At 43.6% G+C, this 15,289-nt stretch carries 13 protein-coding genes; 7 read left to right on the top strand and 6 right to left on the bottom strand.

The window, feature by feature from the left end; translation table 11 throughout:
- Positions 1-101 precede the first annotated feature (101 nt).
- The 6 genes from QR42_RS01390 to QR42_RS01365 are packed head-to-tail and all read left to right on the top strand — an operon-like array spanning position 102 to position 7,652.
- A complete protein-coding gene (locus tag QR42_RS01390; protein ID WP_224930105.1) occupies positions 102-623 on the top strand; it encodes a PTS sugar transporter subunit IIA in 522 nt (173 codons plus the stop codon).
- Positions 620-949 carry a PTS fructose transporter subunit IIB gene (locus tag QR42_RS01385; RefSeq protein WP_024424400.1) on the top strand — a complete coding sequence of 110 codons (330 nt, stop codon included), beginning with the start codon at positions 620-622 and terminating at the stop codon, positions 947-949. The genes QR42_RS01390 and QR42_RS01385 overlap by 4 nt, the downstream gene beginning before the upstream one ends.
- A 35-nt stretch (positions 950-984) precedes the next feature.
- A complete protein-coding gene (locus QR42_RS01380; protein ID WP_024424401.1) occupies positions 985-2,103 on the top strand; it encodes a PTS fructose transporter subunit IIC in 1,119 nt (372 codons plus the stop codon).
- 28 nt (positions 2,104-2,131) lie between these two features.
- Positions 2,132-4,795 (top strand): mannosylglycerate hydrolase, encoded by a 2,664-nt coding sequence (mngB, locus tag QR42_RS01375; protein WP_039176164.1) that lies wholly within the window; start codon positions 2,132-2,134, stop codon positions 4,793-4,795.
- Between the two features lie 56 nt (positions 4,796-4,851).
- Positions 4,852-5,736, top strand: coding sequence for an ROK family protein (locus QR42_RS01370; protein ID WP_039176162.1), 885 nt, complete (start codon positions 4,852-4,854; stop codon positions 5,734-5,736).
- On the top strand, positions 5,733-7,652 hold the full coding sequence (locus QR42_RS01365) for a BglG family transcription antiterminator (RefSeq protein ID WP_039176161.1): 1,920 nt from the start codon (positions 5,733-5,735) through the stop codon (positions 7,650-7,652). Before QR42_RS01370 ends, QR42_RS01365 begins: the two co-directional genes overlap by 4 nt.
- A gap of 62 nt (positions 7,653-7,714) precedes the next feature.
- Here the strand turns inward: QR42_RS01365 and arr are convergent, their stop codons facing one another.
- The 5 genes from arr to licT all read right to left on the bottom strand — a co-directional run bounded on the left by arr (position 7,715) and on the right by licT (position 12,980).
- The gene (gene arr / locus QR42_RS01360; RefSeq protein ID WP_024424404.1) at positions 7,715-8,131 is read right to left on the bottom strand and encodes an NAD(+)--rifampin ADP-ribosyltransferase; all 417 of its coding nucleotides are present in this window, start codon (positions 8,129-8,131) and stop codon (positions 7,715-7,717) included.
- 111 nt (positions 8,132-8,242) lie between these two features.
- Positions 8,243-8,455 carry a hypothetical protein gene (locus tag QR42_RS01355; protein WP_039176159.1) on the bottom strand — a complete coding sequence of 71 codons (213 nt, stop codon included), beginning with the start codon at positions 8,453-8,455 and terminating at the stop codon, positions 8,243-8,245.
- Between the two features lie 152 nt (positions 8,456-8,607).
- A complete protein-coding gene (locus QR42_RS01350) occupies positions 8,608-10,029 on the bottom strand; it encodes a glycoside hydrolase family 1 protein (RefSeq protein ID WP_039176157.1) in 1,422 nt (473 codons plus the stop codon).
- A 19-nt stretch (positions 10,030-10,048) separates the two neighbouring features.
- Positions 10,049-11,908, bottom strand: a complete 1,860-nt coding sequence (locus tag QR42_RS01345) for a beta-glucoside-specific PTS transporter subunit IIABC (RefSeq protein WP_039176155.1) — start codon at positions 11,906-11,908, stop codon at positions 10,049-10,051.
- Positions 11,909-12,143: 235 nt separating this feature from the next.
- Positions 12,144-12,980: a BglG family transcription antiterminator LicT gene (gene licT / locus QR42_RS01340; RefSeq protein WP_039176153.1), complete on the bottom strand. Its 837-nt coding sequence runs from the start codon at positions 12,978-12,980 to the stop codon at positions 12,144-12,146.
- A gap of 185 nt (positions 12,981-13,165) precedes the next feature.
- On the opposite strand from licT, the gene QR42_RS01335 reads away from it, so the two are divergent.
- Positions 13,166-13,366, top strand: a complete 201-nt coding sequence (locus tag QR42_RS01335; protein WP_039176151.1) for a hypothetical protein — start codon at positions 13,166-13,168, stop codon at positions 13,364-13,366.
- 35 nt (positions 13,367-13,401) lie between these two features.
- On the opposite strand, the gene QR42_RS01330 is transcribed toward QR42_RS01335, so the two are convergent.
- Complete coding sequence (locus QR42_RS01330) at positions 13,402-15,021, bottom strand: glutamate/serine transporter AimA (protein ID WP_039176149.1); 1,620 nt, start codon at positions 15,019-15,021, stop codon at positions 13,402-13,404.
- Between the last annotated feature and the right edge of the window lie 268 nt (positions 15,022-15,289).

Genomic DNA, 15,289 nt, shown 5'->3' with positions numbered 1-15,289 from the left:
ATTAAACTCGTTTTAAGCTAGGATTTGAGATATTCAGTCAGCAAGACGGATAGCTTCATAAACTTTTTGCCATTTCAAACGGAAAATGATGCTATTTAACCATGCTGAAAAGTACATTACAATCAACTTGTAAGCGCTTAACAAACAAGAGAGAAGGGATCAGCTTGTTCCAAAAAGATCATGTTTTCACACAAGTAAACGGACGATCAAAGAATGAGATTTTACAATACATTTCCGAGAAAGCTGAAGACCTTCAGATTACAAACAATCAAGCAGGGCTATTAACGGATTTATTGAAACGGGAAGACGAAGTCTCAACAGGACTTCAACAAGGCTTCGCCATTCCACATACAAAAAGCTCCGCTGTAAAAACGGCTTCACTTCTTTTTTTAGAACTTGAACAACCCATTGAATGGGGAAGCTTCGATGATTTGCCCACAAGCTATTTATTTACACTGCTTGTTCCACTAGAAGAAGCAAATGTCACACATCTGAAATTACTGTCAGGTATTGCGACAAGCCTAATGGAACCTGCTTTTATCGAAAAGATTCAACCTGGTCAAACAGCTGATTACTATTACGAAGTCATTGAACAACAATTGAAAGAGGGGATTACACAATGAAAATTGTCGGTGTCACTTCATGTCCAGCAGGGTTAGCTCATACACCAATGGCAGCAAAAGCGTTAGAAAATGCGGGTAAACAGCTCGGACACGAGATCAAAATCGAACAGCAAGGGATTATGGGACAGGTGAACGGCATTACAGCAGAAGAAGCACAGCAGGCAGACCTCTGTATCATTGCCTCAAATCAGCATATCAACGATGCGGAACGCTTCTCAGGCATTCCCACTGTACGTGTCGAAATCGGACGTGCCTTAAAAAATGCTGAGCAAATTATCACCAAAGCCGTAGCACTTGTAGAAAAGAAAAAGTCTGAATCTCAATAAACATGAGCAATGCCATATAGAAAGGAGCAAAGAAAATGAAAGCAAAATTAAAAGTCATTGAAGGCCATCTCATGACCGGTATTTCTTATATTCTTCCTGTAATCATCGGTGCTTCACTTATCGTTGGTTTAGCAAAATTGGTCGGTTTAGGGTTTGGTGTTTCAGATTTAAACACCTATAAGGATGCTGGCGGCATACTGCACGGTGCCTATTTAATGGAGCAGGTTGGCTGGACAGGCATTGGCTTAATGAACGTCCTGCTCGCTGGATTTATTGCCTATTCCATTGCAGATAAATCAGGTCTTGCGGCTGGTTTTATCGGCGGTGCCCTTGCCAGCTCAACAAATGCCGGATTTATAGGTGCCGTCATTGCAGGCTTCTTCGCAGGATATGTTGCTCTTTTTGTGAAAAGAAAAATTCAAATTCAAGGCTCTGCAGCTGGGCTCGTCCCTCTGCTCATCCTGCCGCTGATTACCGTTGGCTTAACCGGACTTCTTATGTCAGTTCTTCTAGGCGGACCATTAGGCGCTTTGAACACGGCATTAATTGAATGGATTAAAGGCATGGTCGCTGATGGAACAAGCACACTCGCGCTCGCTCTCATTTTAGGTGCGATGATTGGCTTCGATCTTGGCGGACCGGTGAATAAATCCGCATGGATGGCTGGTAACGCGCTCTTCCTATCAGGCGTCTACCTCCCTGCCATTCTTGTCAATATTGCGATTGTCATTCCACCGCTAGGATACGGGCTTGCGACATTGATTCGAAAACGCAACTTCTCTCCAACCTTTAGAGAAGCCGGGCGAGGCGGCCTTGTTATGGGCATTATCGGTATTACGGAAGGGGCGATCCCTTTTACCCTCGTCAATCCTTTGAAATTGATTCCGCTCAATGTTGTCGCATGTGCTGTTGGAAGCGGGGTCGCTGCATTATTAGGAGTTCATGACATCATGCCGCCAATTGGCGGGCTTTACGGCTTCTTCTCAGTCGGAAACTGGTGGGCTTATTTAATCGGAGCCCTTACTGGCGCACTCGTCATCGGAATTGGCGCCAACCTGCTTGTGAATTTCTCTGAGAAAAAAGAGCCAAAAACGCCGGAACACGATCAGAAGCAGAAAGAAGAAGACGATTTTGACCTTGTGCTAGAAGGATAATTTGAACGAAGAAAGGTGTCGTTGATCAATGACTGTCAATGTACATGTGATTCCACATACTCACTGGGACCGGGAATGGTATTTCACCACCTCCCGCTCCCGTATCTACTTAATGAAAAGCGTAATGGACATTTTAGATACCCTTGAAACAGATGAAAGGTTCCATTACTTCATGCTCGATGCCCAGGCTTCCTTATTAGATGATTATTTGAAATGGCGTCCAGAGGATGAGAATCGAATCAAGAAGCTCGTCACAGCGAAACGTCTCATCATCGGCCCATGGTATACCCAAACCGACCAGCTCGTCATTTCAGGTGAATCGATTGTGCGGAACCTGCAATATGGAATTGAACGCTGTCAGCAGTTCGGCCACGTGATGAAAGTCGGCTATGTCCCTGATTCCTTCGGTCAATCCGCGCAAATGCCTCAAATTTATCGCGGATTCGGTATTGTCGATACAGCATTTTGGCGCGGCGTTTCTGACCATATGACCAATCATACTGAATTCAATTGGCGCGGCGCTGACGGCAGTGAAGTCTTTGCTGTGAACCTGCCATTTGGCTACTACTACGGCGGAAATATTCCTGAGAAGGATGAGGACTTACAAGCCTTTTTATCTGAAAAAATTGGTGAGCTGCAAGCAAAGGCAACCACAAAGAATGTCTATTTCCCAAATGGCTTTGACCAGGCACCGATCCGTAAAAACCTGCCTGACTTATTAGAAAAAGCCAATAAGCTTGACGAGAATCACTATGAAATCAGTAGTTTAGAAGATTATATTGCAGCCGTGAAAAAAGAGCGGACATCTTTTGAGACGTTACAAGGAGAGCTTATTCACGCGAAGCATATGCGGATTCACAAATCGATCTTTTCAACACGAGCGGATTTAAAAATCTTAAACAATCAAATCGAAAACTATCTCGTGAATGTGATGGAGCCCATCCTAACGATTAGCTATTCGCTTGGACATGACTATCCTCATGACACGGTTCGTGATATTTGGTACCTCATGTTTGAAAATGCAGCGCATGACAGCATTGGCGGCTGTAATAGTGACACGACAAACCAAGATGTCTTCTTCCGCTACAAACAGGCAAAGGAAATCGCCGAGAATCTGGTGGACTTACACATGCGTCTCATCGCTATTCGACTGCAAACAGAGCAGGAAATCACGTTCACTTTATTCAATACACTGCCTTCAACGCGCTCTGAAGTCATTGAAGTCGAAACGTTTATCACAGAACGTCCATTTATACTAAAGGATGCAAATGGACGAACGCTTCAGTACACAGTGAAAAGCAAAACCGATGTCACAGATTATGTACTGGCACAGCAAATTTCTCTTAACCCAAGTAAAGAAGTGTACATGCCAAAGCAAGTATGGAAAGCCGTGCTGCTGATTGAAGCCATCGACTTACCGTCAGTAGGTTATACACAAGTCAGCATGGTCTTCGATGAATCAAGCGAATCTCTATGGGAACAAACTGAAGGACGCGTGATTGAAAATACGTATTACCGCATTGCGGCAAATGACAACGGATCGCTGGACATCACAGATAAACAAACTGGCCAGACCTTCTCTGAGCAAATGATCTTTGAAGACAACGGAGACGATGGGGATTCTTACAACTATTCACCACCGCGTGAGGATCTGTATGTCTCATCAAAAGATCTTTCATCAGCGGACATCTCAGTGTCTAAAAGCGGACTGCAAGAGGAACTGACCATCAAGCTTCAGCTCACTGTCCCTTATGACCTAGAGGCGCGCTCTCAGCAATCGGCTGCGACTTCACTTCCGATCACAGCGAAGGTGGCATTAAACAAAGACGATGCTGTCATCCGTTTTCATGTAGATGTCGATAACCATGCATTGGATCATCGCCTTCGTGTTCTTTTTGATACAGGCATCGCATCAAACGTATCACTAAGCGATCAACAGTTTGGTACAATCGAACGTCCAACAGAGCTCACGCAAGAGCTAGAATGGTGGAACAATGAACATTGGGAAGAAAAACCGATCACCATTGAACCGATGCAATCCTTTGTCGCACTTCGTGATCAAACATATGGTGCCGCTCTGTTGACCGACTGCGTGAGAGAATACCAAATCACAGGAGAAGGTTACACAACGATTGCGTATACGCTCTTCCGCTGTTTCGGAAAAATGGGGAAAGAAAATCTTCTTTATCGTCCAGGACGCGCATCTGGGGAAAAAATTGTGGAAACACCTGACGCTCAGCTGCAAGGTGCACTATCATTCTCATTTGGTATGCACTATAGCAAGGATGCAGTCAGCGAGGGACACTTAGCGCAGCTTGCCAAACGGTATACAACCCCTGTCCAATGCTACGAGCGCGCAGATTTTTTAAACGGTCGTTTAATTTTCTCTTTCCGAGATGAAAAAGAAGACTTACAATCTACTTATAGCCTGCTTGACATCGAGACAGATGGAGCCATTCTAAGCGCTCTGAAAAAAGAGGAGCATGGAACAGGCATTGTCATTCGTCTCTTCAATCCATATTTAACGCGTCAAACAGCCGCTTCAATCAATAGTTCATCTCTACAACACGGAGAAACAGCGAATTTAGGAGAAACACCTGAAGGACAGATACTCAAAGCACAACATGGATCATTACACATTGAACCGCTTACACCTTGTCAGGTACAAACCTACATTGTAAAGAAAAAATGAACATGTAGGGGCGGGATCCATTGGATTCCGCCCCTCTTTAATGGAGGGCATTGATCATGCGAATTGGAGGCATTGAAGCAGGCGGAACGAAATTTGTCTGCGGCTACGGAACAACAGACGGAACGATTGAACACATGACTTCCTTTGCAACAGGGAATCCAGATGAAACATGCCGGCAAGTGATCGATTACTTTACAAAGAATCGTGTTGATGCAATTGGAATTGGGGCATTCGGTCCTGTCGATGTGAAAGAGCAAAGCCCAAGCTATGGGACGATTTTAGACACACCAAAAACAGCCTGGCGCCAATTTCCTTTCCTCTCTACCTTAAAACAAGCCCTCGGGATCCCGATGAAGCTTGATACCGATGTAAACTGTGCAGCACTCGGGGAAGCCCGTTTTTCAACTGAAGCAGAAAAACCTGCCTCCTTGGTCTATATTACTGTTGGGACTGGAATAGGCGGAGGTGCCTATATTGAACATCGCCTTATTCACGGATTGCTGCATCCAGAAATGGGTCATATCACCGTTCAGCGGCATCCTCATGATACCTACGGAGGCTGCTGCCCTATACATCATGATTGTTTAGAGGGACTGGCATCTGGACCTGCCATAGAAGGGCGCTATCATACACTGGCACCCATGCTGCCAGAGGATCATCCTGCCTGGTCACTTCATGCTTACTATCTCGGGCAGATGACTGCTAACCTGCTGCTCACCCTTTCACCAGAACGCATCATTTTAGGTGGAGGCGTGATGAAACAGCCAGCTATGCTGCCACTTATTCTTGATGAAACAGACAATCGGCTTCGCGGCTATTTGCAGCTGCCAAAGCCTTTACATGAAATTATCACAAAACCATCCTTTGATGGATTATCTGGTTTAATGGGCGCCATCGCTCTTGGAACGGATGCCTTACAGGCGCAAGGAGCCGCGCAATGATGATGACGGCAGATCCTCGAACCTATCAGCTGATTCAGCGGCTATTTGAAACGAAGGGGTTCGTGAAGCTGGAGGAGCTCACTGCCTCTTTTCGCTTATCTGACCGCTCTATCCGCAATTTAATCAAGGAAGCAAATGAGTATTTAAAGGAAGCTGGAGCCATGATTAAAACGATTCGCGGAAAGGGATATACTCTTTTAACGAGTGACCAAGACGCTTTCTTACTTTGGCTTCATCAACAAAAACTTCCTGCCCGCTCTCTTGTCCCCGTCATGCCAGAAGAGCGTGTACGATTTATGATGAGAAAGCTGCTGCTTCAATCAGATTACTTAAAAATTGACCAGCTGGCTGAAGAACTGTTTATCAGCCGCATGACGGTCAGCAGTGATTTGAAAAAAGGACGAGAGATGTTAGCCCGTTACGGCATGACCCTTGTATCAAAGCCTGGATTTGGCTTAAAAATTGAAGGAGACGAGCTGCAAAAAAGAACGTGCTATGCAGACTTACTTCTTGAAGAAGAGCCTGCTCTCTCTCATATCACTGAGCGGGAGCAGCTCCATTTTCCTGATATATCTCTTGAAACCATTCGATCTATTGTGTTGACGAACCTGCATCAAGAGTCATTGCTCATTAAAGACATTGCTTTAAAAAATTTAGTCATTCACTTAGCCATTGCGATTCAGCAAACACGAAAAAACCAGCGGGTATCCGCTAGTACTGCCCGCACACAAAGATCACCAGTTTTAATGAGAATTGCACAAAAAATCATCCAGCAGGTGAGTGACACTTTTTATGTGACCTTATCAGAGGATGAAACAGATTACTTAGTCATGCATCTATTGGCGAATCAAACGTGGAAAGAAGCCGCGCAGCATCAGACGACAGTGGAAGTTCAACAGGCGGTTACAGTCTTTCTACAGCACATTGAAAAAACAAGCGGCCATCGTTTTGCTGATGACAGCATTCTGCAACAAGACTTAATGCTTCATATGAAGCCGCTATTAAATCGAATCCAATATGGCGTATCCTTACAAAATCCGCTTTTGCATGAGATCAAAACGTCCTATCCTTACCCGTTTGATTTGGCTGTCAGCGGACTCAATGCCTTACAGCTGGTGCGTACACCAAATGAAGACGAGGCCGCATATGTTGCCTTGCATATCGCTGCTTCATTTGAAAGAAGTCAGCTCGACACCTCGCAAAGAAAGAAAGCCATTATCGTGTGCGGGTCTGGACTAGGGACGGCAAGGCTCCTTGAAATTAAATTGAAGTCAGCCTTTCAGCACGAGCTTGACATCGTTGAGCTCTATTCCTATCAGGATTATCTCATGAGCTCCTCTTTGCCTTGTGACGTCATCATCACAACTGTTCCACTCACATCAAAGGGGAAACCAGTCATTCAGGTCAGTGCCTTTTTTGAACAGCATGATATACAGCGTGTGAATGAAGTCATTCATTTATTAAATGGACACGGGGCACCCTCAAAAGAGCTGATGGCGTTTTTTCAAGAGCGATTGACTTTAATGAATGCTGACCTAAGCAGCAAGGATGAGGTATTAAATATATTATGCAGCCGTTTAGAGGCGCATCAGCTAGTATCGTCTTCATTTCGGCCTTCGGTGCTTGAGCGTGAGCAAATGTCGTCTACCTATCTTGGCAGCGGTATTGCAATGCCGCATCCGCTCATCACAAATGAAGGGACTTCCTCTGTAGCCATCGCACACTTAAAACAGCCGATTGACTGGCAGGGAGACCAAGTATCAATTGTCTTTTTATTAGCGATTCATAAGGATGACGCTGCCTGCATGAACCAATTCTTTGAACAGGCCGTCGATTTACTAGACAATCCAGACCGCATTCGCGCCCTCAAGCAAGCCAAAACATTTGATGAGCTGATGGATGCGTTCTTCCAATAAGATCAAATAAAAGGCCGCCCAGTTCATGAGGCGGCCTTTGTGTTATTTAAATATACGTAACATCAATCGTAGATGACATTTTTTCCTTCTTCACTTAATTTTTTTAAGGAGCTTAGCATATGATTGATTTCTTCATCGGAATGTCTTTCCCATGAACCTAATTCTGCGACTATTTTCAACGGAGATTTCGATCGATAAGAACGTGTTGGGTTGCCGGGAAATCTTTTGTCCGTCACATTTGGATCATTTTCAAACTCGCCTAACGGTTCTACAATATAAATTCTTTCTTTCGCATCAGACCTGGCTAACTCAGCACCCCATTTGGCTGCGTTTAGTGTTCCGGTGAAATAAATATGGTTCGATTTTTTATCCTGATAATTGGATAAATGCAGCGGTTCAAGCAGATCCCCAATCTTCAATTCTGCCTTTGTCCCATGAAAAAATGGCCCTGGATCTAACACCTTTTGCTTGTCATTCATACAGCCACACCCCTTATCGTTTTTGACTTGCGTATAACAGTATACGGCTAGATATGGGGGGAAAACAGTCTATAAATTTCATTAAATTCGGGGTATAATGATAGTAGAGAGTTAGATGTGAACGGACATAAATACTGTAAATAAAGATGGAAATTTCGCATTCACACCAACAATGACGAAAACAAGAATACCTTCCACAGCTGAAAGAGTCACAATCACTCCATGGTTCATTGGATATTCCTTCGCAATTAATTTCTGTCCTATATAATTCAAACCATAAAAAATGAAAAACAATAGGAAGAACATATAAAGAATCGTCATCATATAAACAACCCCTTTCTTATAATGGATATTTAACCAATTTTTACAATATATCATCAGACTATCATTTTAGAACAACTCGAACAATATGATCTTGCCAATAAAGTGAACAAAAAAAGCCAGCCACCCGCATAAGGTGATTGGCTTTTTTATCGTTACTTCCCGATGTTGTCTCCATTTTGTTGAATCAAGGTTTCATACCAATAAGAGCTCTTTTTGCGAATTCTTTTGAGGTCTTTTAGGTCAAATTCGTCGCGGTTTACGTAGATGAACCCGTAGCGCTTGGAGCATCCTTGGTGTGTGCTGATTAAGTCGATGGCTGACCACGGGCAGTATCCGAATACCTCGACGCCATCTGTGATCGCCCATTTGATTTGTTCGATATGCTTTTCTAAATAATCAATTCGATAATCATCTTGGATTGAACCATCTTCTTCTAACTTGTCGAAAGCACCCAGTCCGTTTTCCGTGATAATAAGCGGCAGCTGATAGCGGTCATAAATCTCGCGCATCGTTGAACGGAAGCCGACAGGGTCAATCTCCCAGCCAAAGGCATTTTTACTTAAGAACGGGTTGTTGCCTCCTTTGTAGACACCATCTTCACCGGATTTCAAATGCTGATCTCCGCCGCGTGCAAATTCGTCGTTGCCATCTCCTTTACTCGCTTCAACCGTTTGAGAGGTATAGTAGTTAAAGGCAATAAAGTCTGGTTTCGCGCTTTTCAAAATATCCATATCTCCCTCTTCGATGACAGGAAGAATGTCTTTTTCTTTCATGTACGCCCAAGCAAGGTTGTTATAACGGCCGAACACAGCCATATCAAGATAAAGCCAGTTGCGGATCGCATTGTAATTCGCCGCAGCAAGCACATCCTCAGGCTTTGGAGAAGCCGGATAAATGAGCGCGATGTTTGGCGCTGGTCCAATTTTCGCTTCAGGCAGCATTTGATGACAAAGCGTCATAGCTTTTGCCTGTGCAACGAGCATATGATGATTCTGCTGATACAGTTCTTTTTTTGGATTTTCTAAATTCGGATCAAGTGTACCAAGCGCTGATCCATGTAAGATCATCATGTTTTGTTCATTGATGGTCAGCCAGTATTTCACCTTCTGACCATACTCCTTGAATAGCACCTCTGCATAGCGTTCAAACGCATCCACTGTCCCGCGGTTAGACCATCCACCCTTTACTTGAAGCGCATGAGGCAGATCAAAATGATACATGGTCACGATTGGTTCAATGTCATAGCGGCGCAATTCATCGATGAGTGAATGATAGAATTCTATCCCCTTTTGATTGATCTCCCCATCTCCATCTGGAATGATCCGTGTCCATGCAATGGAAAAGCGATAAGCCTTCAAGCCCATTTCTGCAAACATCTTCACGTCCTCTTTATAGCGGTGATAGTGATCGCTTGCGACTTTAAAATCCGTTGTGCCTTCAGGATAACTGGCTCTCATGTCAATGACAGAAGGCCCTTTGCCATCCTCATTCCACGCACCTTCTACTTGATAGGCGGAAGTCGATCCGCCCCAGAAAAAGTCCTTTGGAAATGGTGCTAGTGTTGAATATCTCATAATTTCTTCCTCCTCATAATTATACTAGATGTAAAAATGACTGTCCCGGAGCAATTTGCTTCTCCTCTGTTTCAATAATATCGCTAAACTCACCGGAATTGGTAATAATCACTGGTGTTGTGACTAACAAACCGGCTGCTTGGATAGCTTCAATATCAAACTCAGCAAGCAGTTCACCTTCTGTTACGGTTTGCCCCTGAGTAACCTTCGGGGTAAAATGCTTTCCGCCTAATTGTACGGTATCCAGTCCAATGTGAATGAGTACTTCTGCTCCGCTTTCAGAGGTTAGACCATACGCATGTCCCGTTGGGAACACCGTTGTCACAACTCCTGATACTGGTGCAAACAGCTTTCCTTCTGACGGAATGATGGCTGCGCCCTTTCCTAGTGCACCAGATGAGAAAGCTTTATCCTGCACTTCCTCCAGCTTGATGACCTCGCCTTTTAAAGGACTTTTCACATGAGCTGCTTTGACCCCATGTTCGTTTTCAATTGCCGGTGCAGGAGCGGCTGCCGGCGTTTCATCTTCATCTACCGGATCTTTAAATCCAATCAAATAGGTTAGGATGATAGAAAGGACGAACGAGACCGAGATTCCGATGATGAACCCTGTAAAGCCTTGACCGTAGAAAATCGGAAGTGTCAGTAAACTTGGAAGACCTGACGCAATCGCAATACTTTGTGAATAACCGATGATCGCACCGCCGACTCCGGCAGAGATAACAGCTGCAATAAATGGTTTTTTCAAACGAAGCGTGACCCCGTATACAGCTGGCTCTGTGATCCCAAACACGGCAGAAACTGCTGTTGATCCAGCCAAGGATTTCAGCTTTTTATTCTTTGTTTTCAGCATAACACCAATAGAAGCACCGGCTTGTGAGAAGACAGCTGGCGCAGTAGCCGGCTTGATATGATCTTTCCCATGGACTGCGATATTATTTAAAATCACTGGCACAAGTCCCCAATGGATACCGAAGATGACAAGAATCTGCCAAGCCATCGCAATTAAAGCACCTGCAAGTGTAGGACTAAAGGAGAATACTTTCAGCAAAACAGCTGCAATGCCATTCCCTGCATACACACCAAATGGTCCAAATACGATGAGTGTCAGCGGAACAACCGTCACAAGTAAAATGAGTGGTGTAATAAAGTTTTTAACACTTTCATGAATGACTTTGTTAAAGAAACGTTCGATATATCCCATGACAAACACTGCCAAAATGATTGGGATGACCGTAGATGTATAAGACATTAAGACGACTGGAATTCCGAAGAAGGTCACATCTCCGCCGCCTTTTGACAATTCTTGAATAGTTGGGTAAATCAGTGCACCTGCAATCGTCACAGCGACAAACGGATTCGCTTTAAACTTCCTGGCAGAAGTGAATGCGAGCAATAATGGCAGGAAGTAGAACAAGCTGTCAGACGCAGCAAATAAAATTTGATACGACGTATCTTCAGGAGATAACCATTTCGCATTGATACAAATACCTAATAGACCTTTTAAAATACCTGCACCCGCCATGACACCGAGAAGTGGTGTGAAAATCCCCGATACAATGTCGACGAATTTTCCGAAAAGGCTTGTGCTCTCTTCACCTGATTTTGCAGATGAAGCAGAGGAATCCTCTAATAGATTCGTAAACTCTCCAATTTCTCGATAAACCTCTGGTACGGTATTGCCAATGACCACTTGAAACTGGCCGCCGCTTTCCATGACTGTGACGACACCATTTAATTTTTCAATGGCCGCTTTATCTGCTTTTGATCTGTCATTTAAAGTGAAGCGAAGTCTTGTAGCGCAATGCACCAATGAATGAACGTTTTTCTCTGTGCCAATGTGTTTGATAATGTCTTCTGCTAATTGACGATGACTCATACAAAAACCCCCTTTTTTTGAAAAAAATACGTTTTTGGGCAAAATAAAAACCTAAACGGGCACCAAAAATAGTCGCAGCTTGCTGTTGCGCTTTTTTAGTGAACGTTTAGGTTTTGCCTGCCGAACAGTCACAATCCTCTAAGACGATCATTGTGAAACCGTATTCTTTTATGTTTATGAGCAAATAGTACCACTCACCTTTTCTCATGTCAACGCTTTCTTTTAAAATCTATCATTATTTTTCTCGTTTGATCAGTCGATTCAAATGAATTGATAGATACAGCATCTCCTCTGATGTGAGATCTCGGTGATAGGTTTGATAGACATATTCTGCGATTTTCTTTGCGCAATCGTATGCTTTCGGATATTTCACTTTGATCAGCTGATATAAGTCCTGATCTTCGCTGACAAGCAGTGTTTCATTGATCAGACGCTGGACGAAAAAGCGCAAATGCGTGAGAAAACGATAAAAGTTGAGTGAGTCTTCATCAAATTCCATGTTGAGATGATATTTCACAATGGTGAGAATAGCATTGACTTCCTTTGTAATATTGACCGTCGTATTCATATCCTCATTGAGCTCTGCGTTAATGATATGCATGGCAATAAAACCTGCTTCATCCTCAGGCAGTTCAATATGAAGACGCTCTTTAATCATCTCAAGACATTCCTTTGCGACAAGAAATTCATCTTTGTATAAGCGTTTAATCTCCCAAATAAGCGAATTCTCAATCAGATGATTTTTCTTCAACCGTTCGATGGCGTAATGAATATGGTCTGCCAGCGATACATGCAGACTTTCATTTAATCTTCGGTTCAGCTTTGTATGTGCATATTGGATCATTTCCTCCGTCACCTTGACCACATCATACGGAACCTCTTGAAGCAGCATTTTCATCCGCTCGTGAACGGAATGATCCTCTAGGCGGAAGACTTTATCAATTAACGCTTCATCCACCGGGTCCCCGGGACGTCGCTTGAAAGCGATGCCTCTTCCCATGACGACGATTTCTTTCCCTTGTTCATCTATGACACTAATGACATTATTGTTTAGAACCTTTTGAATCTGCATTTCCAAACACCTCCGTCTATGACCAACAACTTTACTCAAAATATGCTCTCATCTTAACACAACTGTCAAATCACTTGGTGTTTTTATCTGACTTTAGCAATAGTTCTCATCAATATTCTACCTCTTCAATGCTGGTCTGATCGTGCATCAGCCTGCATACAATACTCCTGAGGAGGTGACCTTCTATGAAGGCTTTTTTCTGGTCTGCATCATTTTTATTCTTGCTTATGTTCACCCTCATCATTCTAGGCATCGTGTTCTGGCTGAGTGGACAAGGCTTAGGTCAGCTTTGGAGATATGTGCTCATTTCACTTGTCACAGCTGCCGTTTTGCGCGGCGTCACCACTTGGCTGAAGCAGCATGTGATGCATCATTCATCCAAATAAAAACGGCTGCCCGCAATGTTCAGGCAGCCGTTTCTTTATTCTTTGGTTGCCGCAGCTTCTTTCTGAGAAGCTCGCAGCTCATCATTAATTTTTTTCGCATCCTCTAAAAACTCTGTTTCATATCCACTTTTGAGTGCCCACATATAAAATAGCAGAGCAACCACTGTAATCAGTGCCATGTCCCAGCCATAATGAATGACGTTATAGCCCCCGAATTTGTCACTGCCAAGGCAGGAAATCGTCATCATCACAAGCAGGTACACAACCATCCAAGCACCCGCTTTAAAGTTGCGGCCGAAGCCTTTCCACTTCGCTTTTGCTTGATAGTAAAAATAGATAGGGAGACCAATGAGAATAATGAACAGCACTTGACCTGTTAACGGCCATCTTGCCCAATACAGCGTCAATGAGGCAAAAACAAAACCGAGAGGAGCAATGATGCTGAGTCCTTTTACTCGAAGCGGTCGATATAAATCTGTCCCTGTTTTTCTCAGCGTCATGACGGTCACTGGTCCAGTCAAATAAGAAATGAGCGTTGCGACAGAGATAATTTCAGCAAGCACACCCCAGCCTCTAAATAAAAACAGAAAGATAAACGATACGGCTAAGTTAAAAAACATTGCTGGACGAGGCACGCCGTAAATAGGGTGCAGACGGCCAAGCACACTTGGCATGTATTTGTTTTTTTCCATTCCATAAATCATACGAGACGTCGTTGCGGTATACGTAATTCCTGTACCAGAAGGTGACACAAATGCATCCGCATATAAAATCAGAACAAGCCAGTTAATCCCAAGTGCAATGGCAAGGTCCGCAAATGGCGAGTTGAAATTCAAATGGCCCCATCCATTCACAATCATAGATGGATCAACAGCACCGATAAAGGCGATTTGTAAAAGGACATAAATCACAGTTGCAATGAAAATCGATCCGACAATGGCGATTGGAATCGACCGACCTGGATTTTTTGCCTCACCGGCCATATTAATCGGGCTTTGGAAGCCATTGAAGGCAAACACAATCCCTGATGTCGCAACTGCCGTCAGCACACTCGCCCAGCCGTTAGGAGCAATACTTGTTCCAGAAGTAAAATTCTCACTATGAAAACCTACGAATAAGAGCGCACCAATTGTTAATCCTGGAATAACAATTTTAAACACGGTAATGAATGTATTCGCTTTTGAAAATAACCCAACTGTCCAATAATTCAGCAGAAAGTAAATCACAAGAAGCACACTGGCAACCATAAGCCCTTCTGTCGTCAACACCCCTTTTGTAACCAAATGGGTTGTCCACTTTGCCCACTCCCAAGGCCACGAGCTCATGTACTGGACAGAAGCAACCGCCTCAACAGGAATGACAGAAACGATGGCGATCCAGTTCGCCCAAGCTGCAATAAACCCAATAAAAGATCCGTGTGAATATTGCGTATATTTCACCATTCCGCCTGCCTCTGGAAACATCGATCCGAGTTCACTATAAGACAAAGCGATAAATAAAATCACAACCATCCCAATCAGCCAGGATAAAATAGCAGCAGGGCCGGCGATTTGAGCCGCTCGCCAAGCACCGAAGAGCCATCCTGAACCAATGATTGAGCCAAGACCTACCATCATTAAAGCGAAAGTTCCCATCCTACGATGCAAATGATTCATGTTCATAACACCTTTCGATTAAAATACAGAGCATGTGTCAAGCAAGCATCTCTCTTTCAAAGCAGCTCACTCTTCATTTTACTGGCAAATATTTCTTCTAATGAACCTTTACCCTTGTTCATTTTTTCGCCTGTTATATTATCTCTCAATTCTTCATTTTCTGAAATAGTCGAACATGCTTATTTCAAAAGAAAGCGCTTTTCCAACTGTTCAATCTATTAGACTGAATAACTACCTTTACCCTTATTTTGAAAAAAACAAAACAAAA

The organism is Bacillus sp. WP8, assembly GCF_000800825.1.
Taxonomy (GTDB): Bacteria; Bacillota; Bacilli; order Bacillales; family Bacillaceae; genus Bacillus; species Bacillus safensis.
Note: the sequence above shows the minus strand (reverse complement) of the source record. Positions and strands in the feature narration are given on the sequence as shown.